Origin of the sequence: Rothia terrae (assembly GCF_014705925.2) — a bacterium.
Classification (GTDB): domain Bacteria; phylum Actinomycetota; class Actinomycetes; order Actinomycetales; family Micrococcaceae; genus Rothia; species Rothia terrae.
This window is the reverse complement of the sequence record NZ_CP061539.1, coordinates 1,225,159-1,240,143: the sequence shown is the minus strand read 5'-3', so window position 1 is coordinate 1,240,143 and position 14,985 is coordinate 1,225,159. Positions and strand designations below refer to the sequence as shown.

Annotated in this window: 26 protein-coding genes and 1 tRNA gene; 24 read left to right on the top strand and 3 right to left on the bottom strand. The window is 50.8% G+C overall.

The window, feature by feature from the left end; all coding sequences use genetic code 11:
- The first annotated feature begins 222 nt into the window (after positions 1–222).
- Both IDM49_RS05830 and IDM49_RS05825 read left to right on the top strand, forming a co-directional pair.
- Positions 223–510: a helix-turn-helix domain-containing protein gene (locus IDM49_RS05830; RefSeq protein WP_190725354.1), complete on the top strand. Its 288-nt coding sequence runs from the start codon at positions 223–225 to the stop codon at positions 508–510.
- Positions 511–595: 85 nt separating this feature from the next.
- Positions 596–1,564 carry a hypothetical protein gene (locus IDM49_RS05825; protein ID WP_193836684.1) on the top strand — a complete coding sequence of 323 codons (969 nt, stop codon included), beginning with the start codon at positions 596–598 and terminating at the stop codon, positions 1,562–1,564.
- A 244-nt stretch (positions 1,565–1,808) separates the two neighbouring features.
- On the opposite strand, the gene IDM49_RS05820 is transcribed toward IDM49_RS05825, so the two are convergent.
- From IDM49_RS05820 to IDM49_RS05810, 3 genes are all read right to left on the bottom strand, one after another.
- Positions 1,809–2,615: a hypothetical protein gene (locus IDM49_RS05820; RefSeq protein ID WP_190725352.1), complete on the bottom strand. Its 807-nt coding sequence runs from the start codon at positions 2,613–2,615 to the stop codon at positions 1,809–1,811.
- 64 nt (positions 2,616–2,679) lie between these two features.
- On the bottom strand, positions 2,680–3,099 hold the full coding sequence (locus tag IDM49_RS05815) for an ImmA/IrrE family metallo-endopeptidase (protein WP_190725351.1): 420 nt from the start codon (positions 3,097–3,099) through the stop codon (positions 2,680–2,682).
- Positions 3,100–3,135: 36 nt separating this feature from the next.
- A complete protein-coding gene (locus IDM49_RS05810) occupies positions 3,136–3,465 on the bottom strand; it encodes a helix-turn-helix domain-containing protein (protein WP_190725350.1) in 330 nt (109 codons plus the stop codon).
- A 114-nt stretch (positions 3,466–3,579) separates the two neighbouring features.
- On the opposite strand from IDM49_RS05810, the gene IDM49_RS05805 reads away from it, so the two are divergent.
- The 22 genes from IDM49_RS05805 to IDM49_RS05700 all read left to right on the top strand — a co-directional run bounded on the left by IDM49_RS05805 (position 3,580) and on the right by IDM49_RS05700 (position 14,918).
- Positions 3,580–3,816 (top strand): helix-turn-helix domain-containing protein, encoded by a 237-nt coding sequence (locus IDM49_RS05805; protein ID WP_190725349.1) that lies wholly within the window; start codon positions 3,580–3,582, stop codon positions 3,814–3,816.
- A gap of 72 nt (positions 3,817–3,888) precedes the next feature.
- Positions 3,889–4,176 (top strand): hypothetical protein, encoded by a 288-nt coding sequence (locus IDM49_RS05800; protein WP_190725348.1) that lies wholly within the window; start codon positions 3,889–3,891, stop codon positions 4,174–4,176.
- 8 nt (positions 4,177–4,184) lie between these two features.
- Entirely contained in the window at positions 4,185–4,466 is a 282-nt protein-coding gene (locus IDM49_RS05795; RefSeq protein ID WP_190725347.1) for an OTU domain-containing protein, read from the top strand.
- A gap of 7 nt (positions 4,467–4,473) precedes the next feature.
- Positions 4,474–4,725, top strand: a complete 252-nt coding sequence (locus IDM49_RS05790) for a hypothetical protein (RefSeq protein ID WP_190725346.1) — start codon at positions 4,474–4,476, stop codon at positions 4,723–4,725.
- A complete protein-coding gene (locus IDM49_RS05785) occupies positions 4,722–4,943 on the top strand; it encodes a hypothetical protein (RefSeq protein ID WP_190725345.1) in 222 nt (73 codons plus the stop codon). Before IDM49_RS05790 ends, IDM49_RS05785 begins: the two co-directional genes overlap by 4 nt.
- A gap of 75 nt (positions 4,944–5,018) precedes the next feature.
- Positions 5,019–5,342 carry a hypothetical protein gene (locus tag IDM49_RS05780; RefSeq protein WP_190725344.1) on the top strand — a complete coding sequence of 108 codons (324 nt, stop codon included), beginning with the start codon at positions 5,019–5,021 and terminating at the stop codon, positions 5,340–5,342.
- Positions 5,343–5,356: 14 nt separating this feature from the next.
- On the top strand, positions 5,357–5,653 hold the full coding sequence (locus tag IDM49_RS05775) for a hypothetical protein (RefSeq protein ID WP_190725343.1): 297 nt from the start codon (positions 5,357–5,359) through the stop codon (positions 5,651–5,653).
- A complete protein-coding gene (locus tag IDM49_RS05770; RefSeq protein ID WP_190725342.1) occupies positions 5,610–5,891 on the top strand; it encodes a hypothetical protein in 282 nt (93 codons plus the stop codon). The genes IDM49_RS05775 and IDM49_RS05770 overlap by 44 nt, the downstream gene beginning before the upstream one ends.
- 62 nt (positions 5,892–5,953) lie before the next feature.
- The gene (locus IDM49_RS05765; RefSeq protein WP_190725341.1) at positions 5,954–7,375 is read left to right on the top strand and encodes a ParB/RepB/Spo0J family partition protein; all 1,422 of its coding nucleotides are present in this window, start codon (positions 5,954–5,956) and stop codon (positions 7,373–7,375) included.
- The gene (locus IDM49_RS05760) at positions 7,375–7,986 is read left to right on the top strand and encodes a hypothetical protein (RefSeq protein WP_190725340.1); all 612 of its coding nucleotides are present in this window, start codon (positions 7,375–7,377) and stop codon (positions 7,984–7,986) included. Before IDM49_RS05765 ends, IDM49_RS05760 begins: the two co-directional genes overlap by 1 nt.
- 84 nt (positions 7,987–8,070) lie before the next feature.
- On the top strand, positions 8,071–8,316 hold the full coding sequence (locus IDM49_RS05755; protein WP_190725339.1) for a hypothetical protein: 246 nt from the start codon (positions 8,071–8,073) through the stop codon (positions 8,314–8,316).
- Between the two features lie 307 nt (positions 8,317–8,623).
- Positions 8,624–9,382: a phage antirepressor KilAC domain-containing protein gene (locus IDM49_RS05750; protein ID WP_190725338.1), complete on the top strand. Its 759-nt coding sequence runs from the start codon at positions 8,624–8,626 to the stop codon at positions 9,380–9,382.
- Positions 9,379–10,146, top strand: coding sequence for a hypothetical protein (locus IDM49_RS05745; protein WP_190725337.1), 768 nt, complete (start codon positions 9,379–9,381; stop codon positions 10,144–10,146). Before IDM49_RS05750 ends, IDM49_RS05745 begins: the two co-directional genes overlap by 4 nt.
- 154 nt (positions 10,147–10,300) lie before the next feature.
- Positions 10,301–10,609 (top strand): hypothetical protein, encoded by a 309-nt coding sequence (locus IDM49_RS05740; protein WP_190725336.1) that lies wholly within the window; start codon positions 10,301–10,303, stop codon positions 10,607–10,609.
- On the top strand, positions 10,606–10,929 hold the full coding sequence (locus IDM49_RS05735; protein ID WP_190725335.1) for a hypothetical protein: 324 nt from the start codon (positions 10,606–10,608) through the stop codon (positions 10,927–10,929). The genes IDM49_RS05740 and IDM49_RS05735 overlap by 4 nt, the downstream gene beginning before the upstream one ends.
- Positions 10,926–11,369, top strand: a complete 444-nt coding sequence (locus IDM49_RS05730; RefSeq protein WP_190725334.1) for a hypothetical protein — start codon at positions 10,926–10,928, stop codon at positions 11,367–11,369. The genes IDM49_RS05735 and IDM49_RS05730 overlap by 4 nt, the downstream gene beginning before the upstream one ends.
- 98 nt (positions 11,370–11,467) lie before the next feature.
- Positions 11,468–12,688 (top strand): HNH endonuclease, encoded by a 1,221-nt coding sequence (locus IDM49_RS05725; protein WP_190725333.1) that lies wholly within the window; start codon positions 11,468–11,470, stop codon positions 12,686–12,688.
- Positions 12,681–13,067, top strand: a complete 387-nt coding sequence (locus IDM49_RS05720; protein WP_228008208.1) for a VRR-NUC domain-containing protein — start codon at positions 12,681–12,683, stop codon at positions 13,065–13,067. The genes IDM49_RS05725 and IDM49_RS05720 overlap by 8 nt, the downstream gene beginning before the upstream one ends.
- Positions 13,068–13,781 carry a hypothetical protein gene (locus IDM49_RS05715; protein WP_190725332.1) on the top strand — a complete coding sequence of 238 codons (714 nt, stop codon included), beginning with the start codon at positions 13,068–13,070 and terminating at the stop codon, positions 13,779–13,781.
- A 213-nt stretch (positions 13,782–13,994) separates the two neighbouring features.
- Positions 13,995–14,067 (top strand) — tRNA-Thr (locus IDM49_RS05710).
- A gap of 67 nt (positions 14,068–14,134) precedes the next feature.
- Entirely contained in the window at positions 14,135–14,380 is a 246-nt protein-coding gene (locus IDM49_RS05705; RefSeq protein WP_190725331.1) for a hypothetical protein, read from the top strand.
- 238 nt (positions 14,381–14,618) lie between these two features.
- A complete protein-coding gene (locus tag IDM49_RS05700) occupies positions 14,619–14,918 on the top strand; it encodes an HNH endonuclease (RefSeq protein ID WP_190725330.1) in 300 nt (99 codons plus the stop codon).
- The last annotated feature ends 67 nt before the right edge of the window (positions 14,919–14,985 follow it).

The following is a 14,985-nucleotide window of genomic DNA, read 5'->3' as shown; positions in this document are numbered from 1 at the left end:
CCCTATCTCAAGTGACCCAGTCAAACGGGTCTAACCGAGCGGTTACTTGTGTTCACCTTCAGTTGCAAGCTGAAGGTGTGGAGTCAAGAACCGTAAAGGAAGAACATCTCCACATGATTACAAAAGTAACCAATAAACTCAGAATACGCTTAGAGGGTTACAAAAGCAACTAAAGAAAGTGGTGTTCTGGTGTCAAAAGTAATCATGTGTGAAAATAGAACCATGACAATCCCTGTATTCGAATTGAGAGACCGTCTCGCAAAAGCCCGCACAACCGCTGGCTACACGCAGGCAGACTTAGCAGATAAGCTGCACATCACCCGCGCCACTCTCAATCGATATGAAACAGGTCAGCGCATTGCCCCAGATTCCATTGTCCAGTCAATCGCGGAAGCAACAGGCGTGCCACGCGAATGGTTCTACGCGCAAGACGGCGAGCAAACCATAGGGACCACCACGCAGCGCTTCACCATCGAAGTAAATGCAGACGGCGCTCGCATCGTCGATTAAAACCGGCTTCTTAAAAGGTATTAATTAAAGAAACCTTCTTTTCAAGACCTAAGCTTAACCTCAGCTTAGACCCCTTGAAAGGACGATGATGGAATCTCACGCACGCCCCGAAGAATACGCCCTAGCTGCGAAGGAAAAAGAACATTCAACGCGGATAAAAGAAGAAGTTATCCAGTTCAGATTCGCCGATAACGATTCAGATGATGTGGAGATCAACGCGTGGGAACTCGCGGACGCGATTCAAGGGTTTGCTGGATTCACTGAGCAGCTGGCTAGGTCAGGTGCATTTGGTGAAGGCGTAATTCAAGGAACAAAAGTAAGACCACCTAAAGAAGGCTCGTTCATTCTCGAATTCGTTGTGCCAGTCATCGATTGGATAGCCAATAATCCGACAGGTGCTTCTGCGCTAGGGGCTACCGGCGGTGGTGGAATTGCATACACAGTTAAATCTGCAATGAAGCTAGCTATGTTTGACAAAGTCAAAGACGTTGAACCTGTCCCCAATGAAGAAGACGTCGTCAAGGTAACGTGGAAGAGCGAGGAAGTGAACTATGTGCCTAGAGTTGCATGGGATACCTTGCAAAAAGCACCCGTGAAAACACGCAAAAACTTACAAAAAATCATGGCTCCGTTAGCTGACAGTGCGGATAAGCTAGAGGTCCGTTCAGGTAATGTTGAGGAAAGTTCAGATCAAATAATCAACAATGAAGTTGAAGAAACTTTCGATAACCAGGATTTCCGAGATCTATGGGCTCAAAAAGAAGAACCAGTTGAAAAGATAGGATTCTTCGAGTCGGAGGCTGTCGTTCAAAGCATTGATTTTAGGCCGGATGGCAAATGGTTGCTCAAAGTAGGTCAGAGGGATAGGAAAGTCGCTATTGAAGACACAGACTTTCTGAGAGAGCTGGATAACGGCATGAAAATCGGAAAAGATGATACATTTCAGGTAACCATCAAAGAGACTCAACTGATCACAGAGGGGTCTAGTAAATCTGAGTGGGTAGTAGTAAAGATTCGCCGAACCCGCGTTGGAGACGGCGAAAAACTAAACTAAATCAAGGGAGGAAGATGATGCGCCAGCACCATTTCCATATAGATTTATTCTCCCTGGCAATCTTATTCATCTCCCTAGTGTGTATAGGGCTAGCGTTTATTTCAATGCTTCAAGAAGGAACTGGCGTCTGGGTGGTATTACCTCCAGCAGCTCTCGGAGTAGTTGCCATACTTGGTCTCGAAAAGAAATAGTAGAGTTTATAAAGCCCCGGTCAACTTTGTTGTTGCCCGGGGCTTGTATCTTTCTATCGGGACGCGCTCGCGTAAATACTGTTCATGACCTTTATGGCCCGGTGAATCTTTGGCGCTGCATCTCGCGTCAGGAACTTATCGGGTACGTGAACAACCGCTTTGTTGCGCAAGGAGCCTGTTTTCTGGCTTGCTGTCACGTAAAGCTCCGCTTCTGCAAAAACGCTGATGCCTAGTGCGCTTGCCGCGAGAATGAACTTTTTGACATCACGAGCGTAGGAGCTACTGATATACCCCAGCATCTTGCCGCCAACTTCCACGCCTAATGATGTCGTATAGTCTTCATTATCGCCCGATGCTGCATAATTGCCCACGAGATCTACTACAACTGAAGCCTCAGCTTCGTCCCCATTCGCAGGCACACCCGTGAACTCAACATAGTTATCGATATAGTCCTTTTTACTGCCCGCAATAGGGTACTCGTCTCCCCCATTGAGCAGAATATACTTCTTTTCGGGATCAAAATGGCCAATGTGAGATAGAGACTCCTGTAACTCCACAGCCGCAGTTCTCAAGGGTGCAGGGATAAACGTACCTTCAGCAACACATTTAGCCCGAGCTTCCGAACCTTCTTCCCACGCTTTACGTGCAGCTGAAAAAGCATCAGCTTTAGCCTTAGCAACAATATGCTGCGCCTCAACAGTTGCTTCACTGACCACCATTGACCCCTGACGCAACTCTGCGTTCTCATTAGCAAGTCGCGCAATCTCTTGCGCCATCGCACCCAATCTGGCGTTCTTAGTACCTTGCGAAAAATAAGCGAGAACATCTTCGGGAAAGACATGGGAAAATTGAGAACTCATACCGTTAACCATACGATTAAAAAGCCCTGCACAACTTCCTTGTTGTATAGGGCCTCTATATTTTTCAGGCTGCGCTCGCCAGGACACCACGGTTAGCTGTAAGCCATGCGTCGAGTATCCAGCCGGTGACGTCTAGTTCGTTGGCCCATTGTCCTGGGTCGTCGTATTGGGCGACTACTTGCTGGAGCTTCTCTGTGTCGATGAGTCGGTCTGCTGCGATGCGGTCGCATCTGTTTTCGCGTTTTGCGTGCCATACGGGGTCTGGCGTGGGTTGGTCATCATGTTCTGCATGAACGATTTCGTGTGCGAGTACGCATCGTTCGATTCGGGCTGACATGCCGGGTTTGAGCAGGATTGTTGGTGTTCCGTTGATTTTGCCAATGTAAAGACCCAGGCGGTTTGCTCCTGGGTCTTTGTAAATGATGTGGATGCCTTTGTTATCGGCATCGATGTGTGGTTCGTAGGGTTTGTGGTTCAGGTGCATGGAGATCACCTGCTTTCGAAAGGGGGGGCGTTCTGTTTAGAGGTAGTCTTCTTCGTTGATGTCTGCCGCGGGCGCGGGGGCTTCCTTAGCAGCAAGAGCGTAAGCTGAACGTGCCTGGAGAACTCTTTCGGCAGTGGCAACGACTGCTTCTGGTGAAGCTCCTAGAGCCTCACAAATTCGATCCAGTTCCGTCAGATCAAGAGAACGAGCATTTTTCCCAATAGTCTGAGAAAGTCTCGGTTGCTTTACCCCAGATAACTCCTCTAGCTTGCGCTGGGATATACCCCGCTGTCGCATGAGTTCATTAATTTCTGCGTGGACTGCCTGCGTAAAAGCGGTAGGCAGTTCTTTTGTTCCTCTAGGCATACAAGCATCCTAGCGCATATACGTTCAAAAACCTACAAAAAACATTCATAAAGTGCTTGATAAAGCTATATGAATGCATATACACTCAATATATCGACAACGAGAGGTGATGATATGTCATCAAACGAAAACGTGGCATCAGCTGTGCGAGGCCTAATGAAAGCGCACACCCCACGCCTTGTCGCCAAAGACTTGGCGGAGAAAATTGGAGTGTCGGAACACACAGCGGCACGAAAAATGAACGGCAAGTCAAAATGGACTACCGATGAGGTCGACCAAGCCGCTGAATGGCTGAAAGTGTCACCACTTCAACTAATGCGCGGACTTGCCGCTCAAAAAGTGGCGGCATAATTTTTTTACCAAAACTGAATGTATATACATTCATGCGCTCGCTAAACACTTCACTAACCAAGGACTAGACCAATGTTCAAGAAAAAGAACGATGAAATCTGCGGGGCTTCAAACCGCAAACTGCTGTTCAAGCAATCAAGTCGCGAGCATCTTCAGATCGTAGAGAGCTTTCTGCATTACCTCATTGATTCGCAAGATCAGATGATTCACTCTGACCCAGCAACCAGCGGCCTCAAGAAGATGCAGTTGAAAGCGTCCAACAGGGCACTCAACGCTGTCCATGACGAAGTTATTCGAGAGCTAACCATTCGAAGCTCGCAACACCCGTCTACTCGGCATCTAGAGCCGGTAGCCGCATAGGAGCGACCATGCGAAAAGGTTCACTCCTCTCCCCCGAGCAGGTATCCGAACAGCTTGGCGGGACGCCCAGTGCGAGGACTCTCAAAGACTGGGCCAGCAAGGGCAAGGTCTCTTACACCGGTGGCGTAGTCAACGGGATGAGGATGCCTATCAGGTTCACTCAAGAGCAGTTTGAAGAGCTGTTGCAGATGTTCAATAAGCCAGCCCGAGAGATTCACGAAGTATCTCGTTCACAGGAAGTGACTCATCTTGATGCGAAACGCAAAATCAGTCAGCTCTACATCGCTTAGGCAGTACATGTGGGAAGCAGTGCCTGGCGCTGAATCCGCTACGCAAGCTACTGAAATCATCCAAGCATGGAATGTGCTTGGTAAGGGAAAGCCGGCAACACCCCAAAACGTTGCTGAGGCATTGAACAAAGCTTTTGACGAAATCGGGCAAGCGCTCAAACCCGTAATGCTAGGTCTCGCGGAAATTGCTGAAGCATTGCACGGTATTTTCGCTCCCTTGAAAGATATTACCCGAGACGATTTTGGGTTGGCACTATGAGCAAGCATGAACCTGTTATCAGTGAAGTGCACAGCACAGTAAAACGCCTTGGCGGTGCATCACTCTCAGACTTCTTCTATACCAAGGTGAGCTGCCTGGACTGCTCGTACGAGGAAGACCGGGACGCGCAAACCGCTATGCGTCATCTGAATAACTGCGAAGAAATAGAAAAGCTCGCTCTTGAGCACGCGCAACGAAGCGTTGCTACCACCGAATAATTACCCCACTTTTTAGAGCATCCGTTAGGGTGCACCGGGCATTCCTTTGCCTTTTTACAGATTTTAGGACACTAAATGGCTACCAAAACCAAGTACGAGCGAGTGAGTTTCCGCTTCTTTGAAGCTGATGGAACTCAGCGCATCGTCCAGACTCAGCATCGCGATATCAAGTTCCGAGATAAGAAGACCCGCCATATGGCGTTGCATCGAGCTATTGCTGAAGTGTTCCGCATGAAAGGCCCTTTCGATGTGGATCATTCAACCGGTGAAATCTTCTTGTACCGCGTGCAGGGCAATGCTCCATCTCTCGCTGGTAAGTACAGCACGGCTGAAATCAGTCAGAGCGAATACGAAGACTCCGGTGAACAGGTTGCCCGAACCAATCTTTTCGAATCCTAAGGTAGTGAGTTTTGATGAGTACTCGCAAACGTATTTGCATCGGCTTGAGTCTGCTTTTCTTGGCGGGTCTGCTGGGGCTGTCAGTTGGATTGGACGTTGTTCATGGCGGTCCGACGTTCAATGGCAAGAGCCTTCTTGCTCTGGTGTTGGGTTTCGCTGGCTGGTATGAGATCAGCGACGCGCTCGATATTGCTCAGCACAACGAGGAAGTAGAGCTGCAGGAGTTCCGCCGTCGGGAAGCTCTTGGTCAGTGGGAGGTGGATCCTCATGGCAACCAATCAGATGGTCACGGTAGCGAGCTTGCAGCCTGAGCCACGTAAGACTGAGCCCCGGTACTGGTTCCGACGTCGAAACGAGGACTGGTTCAAAGGAACCCGCGCTCTAGCTCGCGTGAGCGTCACCAAAATGACGGATCAGCTGGCCGAGATAGCCCGTGGAATGCCGAATGCATCGGAGCAGAAGATTCTCAGCACGTACCGGGCTGAACAGGGCATTACCAAAGAAAACCTCCGTGAACGCGCGAACTGGGAACGCCAGCACCTGCGCTAAAAAGCTGGCCCACAAGACTTCACCGAACCACACTTCACCGCCAAGTATTTCTAAGGAAATTTATGATGACTTCACGATTCAACCAGAAGCTGCAACACCTGTCAGTCTCACAGGTTCGCCCTAGCTCTTTGAACCCACGCGCTGATGTGGGCGATGTTAGCGAACTGGCTGACTCAATCCGCGCCAAGGGCATTGTCCAGCCGTTGACTGTGCGTGAACATCCGAGCATTGACGGCGACTTTGAGGTTATCGCTGGGCACCGTCGCCTTGCAGCAGCTAAAAAAGCTGGTCTGCTCAGTATCCCTTGCATTGTTGATGCCAGCGTCAAGGACGATAAGACCGTTCTGCAGACCATGCTGATTGAGAACGTCCAGCGCGCGAATATCACCAAGTCTGAAGAAGCAGCCGCGATTCAGGGCATGCTCGATTTGGGGATGAATATCAACCAGGTTGCTAAGAGCATCGGACGCAAGCACGAAACGATTGAGTCTCGCGTGAAGCTGGCTGGAATGTCTGAGCGCACTCAGAAGCTGGTGGATTCAGGCAACGCGACGCTGGACCGTGTGGTCAAGGTGGACGAATTTAAAAATCATCCTGAAGTTCAGAAAGCTCTTGAGGAGAATATCGATCACTTCAATTTTGACTGGGAGTATAACCGGGCTAAGGAAAAGCTGGATTGGCTAGACAACGTTTCTCAGGCTCAGGAAGCTTTAGAGTCTATTGGCTTCACAATCATTTCATTTGAGGAAGCTCGTGAGGGTTATAAGAGAATCACCAATTACAACTTGCAGGACCAGTTCCCTGGGGATGCTCCTACAGTTGCAGCTTTGACTAAGGATCATTTCTCGGCCGAGATTTTGGAAAATATTGCGGATTACCGCGTGGTGCTCAACCATAACTCCCGTGTGGTGCAGTGGTGGATGGTTGAAGATGAACCTGAGCGTAGTCCTGAGCCCACGGCCGAGGAACTTGCTGAGCAGAAGCTTCGTGAAGAAGCGGAAACCGCGTTGCGCACCTCGCGGGTGACCTTTGTGGAGCATCTGAAGGATGTCATTTCTAAGCCGAAGAAAATCAAGGACGCTCAGAAGATGCTTGCCCGCTACATCGTGGGCATGGGGTATCAGCGTAAGGACATTGCAGAGCTTCTGAGCATCGATATTCCTGAAGGTGTTTCAACCTTCGAGCAGGTTTCTTCTTTTCTGGTTGAAGAGCTGCAGAAGTTCACCACTGAGCAGTTGGCGCTGGCGCTGATGCTGGTGCAACTGGGGTCTGGTACCTCGACGCCGTATTACTTCTTGTTTGACCTAGACAGGTTTGACCCGCGTAGTCATGATGCCAGCGTTACTCGTTTCTCTCGCGAGGTTCTGCGTGACGCGGTGGGCTGGCAGGAGTCGCCGGGTGAAAAGCTGGCCCGCGAGTTCTGGCAACCGGCTATCGACACTGAAAATTCTTCAACCGCCATCAATGACGAGGTGAAATTCTAATGACTTATAAGTACCGCGATCCTAAGCGTGCAGGAAATAATCCGACGACTGTTGATTCTCAGCGCGTGATGGTGCTTGAGAAAAAATTGGAAGTTTCAGCTGCTAATTACGCTGGTATGCGCAAGGTAGCTGAGCGTCTAGAGCGTGAGCGCGACAAAGCACGTGATGAGCGAGACTCAGTACAACTGAAACTCAACACCGTTCTTGATTCCCGCGATCTTGCTATCGGCAAGGAGAAGGACAAGCTCAAGGAAGAACGCAAGCGCGGTAAAGCTCGGTTGGAAGAGCAAGCGAACACGCTGCGTGCTGCTTACCAGGGCAGGATTGATGAGCTTGAGAAGAAGGTCGCGGAGTACGAGAACCCTGCGCATGCCGGCAAGCTGGACGCTGAAGCTGTGAACGCGTTGGAGCAGATTATTGATGAGCGTGACGCGCGCATTATCGATCTGGAACAACAGTTGCAGTCCTTTATGAGTATTCAGGATTCTGTGGTGTTTGAGGGAACTCTTGAGACTGCTCAGCTATTTGGTGGCTCCATCATTGACCTGACGCCGGGGGTTTTGGCTGATCTTGGTGGTAAGCGTCTGCGTTTGGTGGTGACTGCACCGTGAACGAAGCTATCAAAGTCATTATTGCCGTTCAGGTGTTCTATACCGGCATGACCCTTATTTTCTCGGTCTGCCTGATGTACGCCTGTGGCTGCATCACCCGGTTCCCAGTCATTATCCGCAACCCGCGTTCTCTCGGGCGCTGGTTCTTCACTGGAAAGGTTCACCCCGTTGATTCCTAAAGATTATGAGGACGCCATCGATGCCTGGATTGATGAAGCCCAGTATGAGGCAGGGCGAGCCGGTTACAACCAGTCTCGGGTTGACCGTCTGACAAAGAAAGTCACCCCGAGCCCATTCCCAAAGCCCATCCGTAAGGAGTCAACCCGATGAGTGGAAAATACCAACGCGACCACGCTGGCAGCATCAGTGTCGACCGATCCCAGCCACTATCGGTGCAACCCCGCACGCCACTCGTCGGGCAGTGCAACATCTGCCCAGAAGGAACAGGTATCTGGCAAGCACCCGTCGAGATTGAAAACCCAATCGCCTTCCTCGCTGATGAACTCCGATACCACCTCACCAATACACACGGCATCCAGCCATTACCACGACAATGACCAGCCGATACTGCCGAATCTGCAAAGCACACGGCCACTACACAAACGACCACCCTGCAAGACCTGAAAGGAGCTGACCAATGAACACCATCCAAGTCTTAGACTTCCAAGGTCACGGTGTCCGTACCGAAGTGAGAGATAACAAACTTACTTTTGCGCTCTCTGATGTTTGCTCAGTGCTCGGAGATGCCAACCCCTCAAACGTTGTAAAACGCGTCCGAGAAAGCTCCCTCCACATTGTGGAGGTAGATACCGGGTACGGGGTCAAACCCATGAATTTCGTTGATGAACGCGGACTTATTCGCATTCTCCAGACCAGCCGTTCTCCACTTGTGGAATCTTTTCAAGACTGGGCTGACGAGCGAGTAGAACAGTTGCTCAGCGGCAAGACCGTAAATGCTGCCGGCGTGGTCGGCGGTGAAGACGCGATTATTGCCCAGGCAATGGGGATTCTGGACGCACGAGTGAAAGCGGCAGAACATGCTCTAGCTATTGCGGCGCCTAAAGCCCAGGTTTACGACGATTACATGACCTCAGACGGTTCGCACTCTGTTGCTCAAGCTGCAGGGTTACTAACGCAATCGGGCATTGTCATCGGGCAAACACGCCTCTTCGCTTTCTTGGACAACATCAAGTGGACCTACAAGCGTGGCAAGACTCGACAAATCATGCAGTACGCACGTGAACAGGGGCTACTGGTTTATAGGGCACGTACTTATCCAGACCCAATCACTGGTGAGCGGAAAACAGCTGACCCGCAAATCCGTGTAACACCTAAGGGGCTAGAAAAGCTCCGCATCAAACTTTTACCACCACTAACTGAGGAGTTGGCAGCATGAGTGTTTTTCAGGTTGATACGCAGGAGTTCATCACGATGTTGCAGGCGTTGCTTCCTTTTACTTCTGCAAATAAGGACAGTACGCCGGATCAGCCGGCTGTTGAGGAACTTATCTTCGGCAATCTCACCGGTTCTGGTGAGCTCGCGCTAACGACCTACGAGAGTTCAGCGGATTGGGCTATTGGCATGGTTCGTATTCAGGATGCTGATGGCGAGCTGGTGGATTTCGCAATTCATCGTGATGAGGTTCCAGCTTTGGTGTCTCAGTTCCGCGCGAAGGTTTTTGAATCCACGCTGGCTATTGAGGTCAATCATTCGGAGTTCGAGACCGTCACAGTCCGCGACGAGAAGCGCGTTACTGAGTATGGCCGCCGAACCCTCTTGCACTTCCAAGAGGAAGGGAAACTGTTCGGTAACCGCGTTACTCAGTTCGCCGGCGCTGATGGACGCCAGTATTCACTGCGAAATATCTGGGTGAACGCTGCAGGGAACATTGCACCGTCTCAAGTGGTGTATGCGACCTGCGCACCCTCTGATTTCAAAGTACTCACCAAAGCCACGAAGCTTCTAGGCATCCCAGTGATTCACATGACGGGTTCACACACCGCGCTAGCCCGAATCGGCGAGAACTTTATCGCCCGCCTCTGGCTCAGCACCAGCGACCAAGAATTCATGGAAACCGGCAAATGGGCAAACATCCTCGAGACTGCCTCAGCTGGGTTCCCAGAACACAAGATCTATGACGAAGGGGAGGAAGAATCATGATTCACCTGGGCGACAGTATCCACCACGAGGGGCACGGCACTGTCCCGCAATATGCTGGCTGCGACTGTGGTTGCGACCCATATGACCGTGACGAAGACACCGAATACTGGCACAAAGAAGAACACTATGGAAATAGACAAGAAGGTATCAAAGCATGAAAAGAGATTGGCTAAACCGATTAAAAGAAGGGCATGAACAGTCCAACAAAATGCGAGATGAGCTGACAAAAACTGCTCAGGAGATTTCTGAAACCTGGGAGAAAGAAGCCACAGACGCAATCCAGAACGGCAACGAAGAAGCGTTCATCGCAAGTTCAACGAACGTCGGTCTAAACCTTCTTCAGCTTGAGCAGGCAAAGAACACCATCGCCATCGACACATTGAATGTGGCGCTTATCGAAATACTCAACGCGCTACGAGATATCCACCAACTCCTTGAAGAACGGAAAGACGCAGAAAAATGAAACCCACTAAATACACCAAGAAGCCGATAACCATCGAAGCGATGCTTTTCGACGGCACCCGAGAATGTGGCACTGAAATCATGAAATGGATCTCCGAATCACGAGTCGCAGGTCCCACCTTATCTGCAGGTTTCAGCGAACTCACCGAATATACCTCCTGGGTTGAAGGTGGATATGTCGACTGGAAGTTCGAAATCGAAACGTTAGAAGGCACGCTAACCGCCGAACCCGGTGACTACATCATCAAAGGCACCAAAGACGAGTTCTACCCCTGCAAGCCAGATATTTTCCAGCAGACCTATACGGAGCAAGTGCAATGACCACTAACAACCGCTACAACATCAACGGTATTCAAATCGCTGAGACTAACGGAGATATCCACCTCTCTCTAGGCGACATCAGCAACCGAATCATGACACCCCGACAGGCAGATGAAATCGCGAAAAACATCCGCGAAGCATCATCACAAGCGCAACGCACCCGAGCAGAAATACGCAAATCGGGCCACACCGCAAAATACCTCATCGAGGACGAACCGACACACCCTGCGCAACTCAACAGCCTCACCCTCCAAGACTTCGAAAACGACCCAGCACTCATCGGCATCGACAAAAACGGCAAAAAAATCAACTACGCCGGAGTCAAAGCAGGAATGTGGATAGCCACCAAATCTCCAACTATCCGAAAAATCACCTATCCAGGACTCACAGACGAACAGATCTTCCAAGCCATCTACGGCCCAGTAAAACCCAAAAAATAACCACACCCCATGACCACCAACCAACCAAGGAGTCCACCCCATGCAAACACCACACACAACGAACACCACCACCGGCGCTCGCGGAGTGTGGTTCTAACATGCCATGGCTTCGTGTAGGAGATACCTCAGCGACTCACCCGATTGTGTTGCGCGCACTTGAGCTGGACGATGCAGATGACCGAATCCTCAATGAGCTCTTTGGATTCGTCTCTCGTTGCGCCGTACTCGCCGCTGCTCATAAGACGGACTACATCGTTGAAACAGGTATCGCCAAACAGGTGGCTGGAATGTCACGCTGGCAGGCTCTCACTGAAGCCGCTGTATTCAGCGGTTACTTCACACGCGTGGAGGGTGAGGACGGCCGTCTTGCTTTCAAGCTGGTGAGCGACGATGAGTTGTTCCACATGCGTTTGAAAGACGAAATCGAATGGGAACGTACACAGCGCAATGACACTCGTAATAAGTCGCTCATTGTGCCGGTTCGTCATCGTGACGGTGATGGTTGCCGCTGGTGTGGCCGTCTTGTTCGCTGGGGAGACCAGAAATCAGGCATCGGGGGAACTTATGACCACGTCAAACCGGGCGTAGGTGCAGAGACTCCTGACGATCTTGTAGTAGCTTGCCGTCAGTGCAACTTGTCGCGTCGTAATGATGTGGAAAGCTGGCAGGGGCGACAGCTACTGAATGTTCCCAAAGACCCCTACTACAGCAAGAAGAGTATCGCTTTCCTTGCTGAAAACGGGATTACAGTTACCAACCAGAAAACTCTCGATATGGAGTTTGAAGGACGCGCTGAGTCATTCAAACCTGTGGTTGAGTCTCCTTCACCGGTCGAATCGAACTCGGTTGATCGCGACACCGTTGAGCCTGAAACACTGGCTCCGGGTCCCGCTGATCCTGAGTGCACGGCTCCCGGTGAAGTAGAGACTCCTGCAGCTGATAGCTCAGATGACTGGAATCCTACTCTTGATGAATTGGATGACTACATCGAAGTGTCAGGCGAATACCCTGCCTGGCACCCGATGCACATCGCTAACGCTGAAACGGTTGAATCGAACCCTGTAGAGCCTGAAACATCGGCTCCGGGGCGTACGGCTCCCACCACAGCGCCAGCCGCGGGAAAACCCGATTCACTCAATCACTCCGAATTATTCGCAACATCCACTCCGTCGGATTTGGATTTGCCGGGACGGGACGGGACTGGAAAGGAGAAGAACTCTATACAAGAGAACTCTCCAGAACCTAAAGACCATGGCACCACTGGAACTAAACCCAGAAGAAGACGACGTAGAAGAAGTAAAGGACAGAAGAATGACTAAACCAATCCAAGGTTTCTTCCCACCTTATTTGAACATGAGTGCATCGGAAATCCGTCTGCACAACATCAACCAATGGACCGAGAAACAATTTCAAGACAATGTCATCGACCTGGCGAAACAGCTTGGTTATGACCTGATTTATCACACCCATGATTCCCGCCGTTCACAGCCTGGGTTTCCTGACCTTGTTCTCATCAATTCTCGAACTGGCCGAACGCTGTGGAGGGAACTCAAGTCAGCTAAAGGACGCATCCGCAAAGAACAGCAGATGTGGATTGACGGGTTGAAAGCTGCAGGGCATGACGCTGAGGTCTGGCGTCCAGAAGATTGGTTCAGCGAGCGCATCAGGAATGAGCTTTTGGGAAAGGTTGTGGCATAGATGGGTGAGCATGTGGATTCGGTTGATTGTTCGTGCTTTGGGTGTATTCAGGTGTGGGAGACTCGGTCTCGTGCGCGTGATGCTTTGACGTTGTTGTGTCGGGAGCATCCTCGGTTTGATGTTGTTGAGTTTGGTGAGGTGCCGCCGGTTGAGATGTCTTTGATTCAGCAGTTGCGTCTTGCTTCGCAGAATACGGTTGCTGGTGGCGGTGGCACTGGTAAGGGTGCTGCTGGGTTGCCGTTTGACTTTGTGGCGACTGAGATGATGGATGCTTTGGCTGCTTGTTTGCATGGTGATGCTGTTGAGCTTGGTCTTGTGGATGGGTTTGCTTCGATTAGTCCTGAGTTTGATGGTGAGGTTCTTCTTGGTGCTTTGGGGTCTGTGGATGCTGAGGTGCTGGAGTCTAAGTCTGTGGTGTGGCGTGATTGGACGACGAGGATTGTGGATCATCTGAATCCTGGTCGTAAGACCCCTATTCCTGGCAACTGTCCTAATGCTGAGTGTGGTGCTAGTGATTGGGTCACGGTTGATGAGGATGGTGGGTCGGTTCATGCTCCTGCCTTGTATGCGGTGTGGAAGGATGAGCGTGTGGATCATATTCAGTGCATGTGCTGTTCGATGTTGTGGCATCGGCATGAGCTGTTTGATTTCGCTCGGTTGATGGATCCTTTTATCTTTCAGAAACTGCTTGCAAATAGTTCTGTTGAAGATTAATATTGTTCTCGCAGGGGTTTACTGTAACTAAGAACAGTAAGCCAGGCCGGAAGCTCCGACACTCCAAGGGTCGGGGCTTTCGTCGTTTAAAGAATACTTATTAACCCTTTGTGAAAAGTATTTGCTTGAACGGAATTACTTGGTGTGTGAAGTTACGTGCATGGGGCGTCGTGTTCAGGTTGGATTGGAACCTGCACGGCGCTCTTTGTGTATGCCTTGCTAGCTCAATTGGTAGAGCACTCGATGTGTAATCGAGGGGTTGTCGGTTCGATTCCGGCGCTGGGCTCTTGCTGTTGGTTGGAGTTTTACGGATTTTTCGCCAGCCAGCGGCATTCTTTTATGAAGGAGAAATTATGGCGAAGCTAGTCCTCGACAATGGTAACGAGATTGAGATTACCGGTCTCGAAGATGTTAACGAAGCGTACGACGCAGTGGTAGTTCTTCGAGAACAGATCCTTGATGGTCAGATTCTCGATGGTTTTGCAATGGGGGCTTCGCCTAACCTTTCTGCTGTTGTGCAGGTTGGTCTACTGTCAGTGGCTTTGCAAGAGAGTAAGTCTGGTTCCTGGGCTGAGCGCGATGGCGACGACGAGGACTGATGCGGTAGCTAACCCTAAGCCTGGGTCTCGTGGGTATCTGAAGTGGTACTGGACGAAGGGGCCTGGGCTTGCGAAGTGGGTTAGTTCTCCGCATCCGTGGACTACGTTGTACAACCACCTGAAGAAGCACATGGCTGATGCGATTGCTAAGCGTGTTGCATCCCAGTGGTTTCATGATGTGACTGGGATGTGGCCAGGTGAGCGTAAAGGCAAGAACCCATTAGGTAAAGGTTAGGCAATGGCTTGGAAGTCTAAGAGTTCTCGGACTGTTCCGTTGCCTAAAGATTGGTGGCGTCTTCGGGCTAAGCGTTTGAAGATGGACGGTCATCGTTGCGTTCGTATTCGTGAAGACACCGGCCAGCGCTGCATGGAGAAGGCAACCGATGTGAATCATATCGGCTCACCTCATGATCATCGTATTGAAATGCTTGAATCGCTTTGTTCTTGGCATCATAACCAAGAAACGGGGCGTCAAGGTGGCTCTCGGGTGCGTCAAGCGAAGAAGTCTGTGAGTCATCCGGGGTTGGCTGGTGGTTGACCCTCCCCTTGGAGGGTCTCCCGGCACCCCGGTTTTGCCCTTGTCCGCTGCGTTCTGCCTCTCGCAG

Bases quoted from the DNA above. Each gene is read 5' to 3' on its own strand.
- IDM49_RS05830 (WP_190725354.1), top strand. From the start codon at position 223: ATGACAATCCCTGTATTCGAATTGAGAGACCGTCTCGCAAAAGCCCGC.
- IDM49_RS05825 (WP_193836684.1), top strand. From the start codon at position 596: ATGATGGAATCTCACGCACGCCCCGAAGAATACGCCCTAGCTGCGAAG.
- IDM49_RS05820 (WP_190725352.1), bottom strand. From the start codon at position 2,615: ATGAGTTCTCAATTTTCCCATGTCTTTCCCGAAGATGTTCTCGCTTAT.
- IDM49_RS05815 (WP_190725351.1), bottom strand. From the start codon at position 3,099: ATGCACCTGAACCACAAACCCTACGAACCACACATCGATGCCGATAAC.
- IDM49_RS05810 (WP_190725350.1), bottom strand. From the start codon at position 3,465: ATGCCTAGAGGAACAAAAGAACTGCCTACCGCTTTTACGCAGGCAGTC.
- IDM49_RS05805 (WP_190725349.1), top strand. From the start codon at position 3,580: ATGTCATCAAACGAAAACGTGGCATCAGCTGTGCGAGGCCTAATGAAA.
- IDM49_RS05800 (WP_190725348.1), top strand. From the start codon at position 3,889: ATGTTCAAGAAAAAGAACGATGAAATCTGCGGGGCTTCAAACCGCAAA.
- IDM49_RS05795 (WP_190725347.1), top strand. From the start codon at position 4,185: ATGCGAAAAGGTTCACTCCTCTCCCCCGAGCAGGTATCCGAACAGCTT.
- IDM49_RS05790 (WP_190725346.1), top strand. From the start codon at position 4,474: ATGTGGGAAGCAGTGCCTGGCGCTGAATCCGCTACGCAAGCTACTGAA.
- IDM49_RS05785 (WP_190725345.1), top strand. From the start codon at position 4,722: ATGAGCAAGCATGAACCTGTTATCAGTGAAGTGCACAGCACAGTAAAA.
- IDM49_RS05780 (WP_190725344.1), top strand. From the start codon at position 5,019: ATGGCTACCAAAACCAAGTACGAGCGAGTGAGTTTCCGCTTCTTTGAA.
- IDM49_RS05775 (WP_190725343.1), top strand. From the start codon at position 5,357: ATGAGTACTCGCAAACGTATTTGCATCGGCTTGAGTCTGCTTTTCTTG.
- IDM49_RS05770 (WP_190725342.1), top strand. From the start codon at position 5,610: ATGGCAACCAATCAGATGGTCACGGTAGCGAGCTTGCAGCCTGAGCCA.
- IDM49_RS05765 (WP_190725341.1), top strand. From the start codon at position 5,954: ATGATGACTTCACGATTCAACCAGAAGCTGCAACACCTGTCAGTCTCA.
- IDM49_RS05760 (WP_190725340.1), top strand. From the start codon at position 7,375: ATGACTTATAAGTACCGCGATCCTAAGCGTGCAGGAAATAATCCGACG.
- IDM49_RS05750 (WP_190725338.1), top strand. From the start codon at position 8,624: ATGAACACCATCCAAGTCTTAGACTTCCAAGGTCACGGTGTCCGTACC.
- IDM49_RS05745 (WP_190725337.1), top strand. From the start codon at position 9,379: ATGAGTGTTTTTCAGGTTGATACGCAGGAGTTCATCACGATGTTGCAG.
- IDM49_RS05740 (WP_190725336.1), top strand. From the start codon at position 10,301: ATGAAAAGAGATTGGCTAAACCGATTAAAAGAAGGGCATGAACAGTCC.
- IDM49_RS05735 (WP_190725335.1), top strand. From the start codon at position 10,606: ATGAAACCCACTAAATACACCAAGAAGCCGATAACCATCGAAGCGATG.
- IDM49_RS05730 (WP_190725334.1), top strand. From the start codon at position 10,926: ATGACCACTAACAACCGCTACAACATCAACGGTATTCAAATCGCTGAG.
- IDM49_RS05725 (WP_190725333.1), top strand. From the start codon at position 11,468: ATGCCATGGCTTCGTGTAGGAGATACCTCAGCGACTCACCCGATTGTG.
- IDM49_RS05720 (WP_228008208.1), top strand. From the start codon at position 12,681: ATGACTAAACCAATCCAAGGTTTCTTCCCACCTTATTTGAACATGAGT.
- IDM49_RS05715 (WP_190725332.1), top strand. From the start codon at position 13,068: ATGGGTGAGCATGTGGATTCGGTTGATTGTTCGTGCTTTGGGTGTATT.
- IDM49_RS05705 (WP_190725331.1), top strand. From the start codon at position 14,135: ATGGCGAAGCTAGTCCTCGACAATGGTAACGAGATTGAGATTACCGGT.
- IDM49_RS05700 (WP_190725330.1), top strand. From the start codon at position 14,619: ATGGCTTGGAAGTCTAAGAGTTCTCGGACTGTTCCGTTGCCTAAAGAT.